Source organism: Lichenicoccus roseus (assembly GCF_005844085.1).
Taxonomy (GTDB): Bacteria; Pseudomonadota; Alphaproteobacteria; order Acetobacterales; family Acetobacteraceae; genus Lichenicoccus; species Lichenicoccus roseus.
Genome location: NZ_VCDI01000023.1, coordinates 1 through 1,438, shown reverse-complemented (window position 1 = coordinate 1,438; position 1,438 = coordinate 1). Strand labels below are relative to the sequence as shown.

1 protein-coding gene is annotated in these 1,438 nt (G+C 57.4%); it reads right to left on the bottom strand.

The window, feature by feature from the left end; translation table 11 throughout:
- Positions 1 to 1,438: calcium-binding protein (locus tag FE263_RS21920; protein ID WP_205880503.1), on the bottom strand; the 1,438-nt coding region annotated here is incomplete at both ends.

Here is a 1,438-nt window from a genome sequence, read left to right as displayed (position 1 = left end):
CGTTCTCGTTGATCTCCAGCTGACCGTAGCCGGCATTGTAAAGGAAGATGTCACCGCCGCCATTGCCGCGCTCGTAGTCCGAGCCGCCCTGTCCGTCAAAGATATCAGAGCCGCTAGTCCCATTCAGGTTGTCGTCTCCTGTGGAACCCTGGACGAGATTGGCAGGGAAGCTTTTACTACCCGTCATCGCTGCAATTTGGGCCTGTGTCCAAACAGTGCCGTCGGCAAATTGCACCTGCTCGACACCCTGCCCATCGCCATCCATCTCGTTGTCTAGCCGAATGACGTTCGAAACGCCTCCCTGAAATGTAAAGTTGCTAACAGTCTGCGTTGACGTTGCGCCTCCAGTCCCACCGGAGAAGCCGACATAAGCCGAGCCACTTCCAAGGATACTTGCAAGGTTGATTGCATAGGAAGCAGAGTAAACCGCGCCAGTCGTGAAGTCGGTCATCCGTTCGGCCATTGTACTACCGTCATAAGACAGCTGCACTTGAACCTCGTCTCCGTTCCAGAACGCGACGTCGCCAGTCGACGTATAGTTTCCGGTGTTGCCGTCCGACGCGAATGCAGTCCCTTGCGTGTGCCCGCTATAGAGATTGAGCTCTATCGCTGCAGAATTGGATATGCCGGAGTACCCAAGGCTGCCACCCACCCCTCCTAGGGCGCTAGGACCACTGGCCGAATCTTGCAAAATGAAAGCCATGCCATCTGCGGTGCCTTGCGCCTGATAATCGAAGGACGCCGTGAAGGCTCCGACTGCGTATTTCTGATTAGTGAACCAACTACCCGCCTCATCGCCACCTCCGTCCGTCATCGTGATCGTGGCACCGCTCCCGCTGATCAGGGGGCCGCCTGCGTAGTTGGAATTGGTTTGGCCTCCGACAAAACTAGATACTGTGCCTCCGGTGATCGTGCTCCCGATGTTGAGAATGACGTCACCAGCACTGTCGGTTGCCAACGTGATCGAGGCTGGAGATATGCCCTGGCCAATCTGCAGGACGTTTACACCGCGGCCACTCTCGTTAATCTCGAGCTGGCCGTAATTCACGTTGTAGATGAATCTGTCGCCGCCGCCATTACCCTGCTCGTAAGCGTTGGAATCCTCGCTATCGAGAGTGTCCGGGCCACTAGTGCCATAGAGCGTCTCGACCCCGGAGTTCCTTGCGGTTGCAATGGCGATCAGTTGACTCTGGCTCCACGTGGTTCCATCGGCGAACTGCACCTGGTCGACACCCGAGCCGGTGCCTCCGGTCTCACTACTGAGCTGGATCCTGTCGCCGCTGGTGCCATCGGTCAGATATACGTTGCCGCTGCTGTCTTCGCTGACCTGCACGTCGTCCGCGGTGATCCCGTTCCCAAGTTGCAGGACATTCAGCCCGTTGCCGTTCTCGTTGATCTCCAGCTGACCGTAGCCGGCGTTGTAGATGAAGGTGTCCCC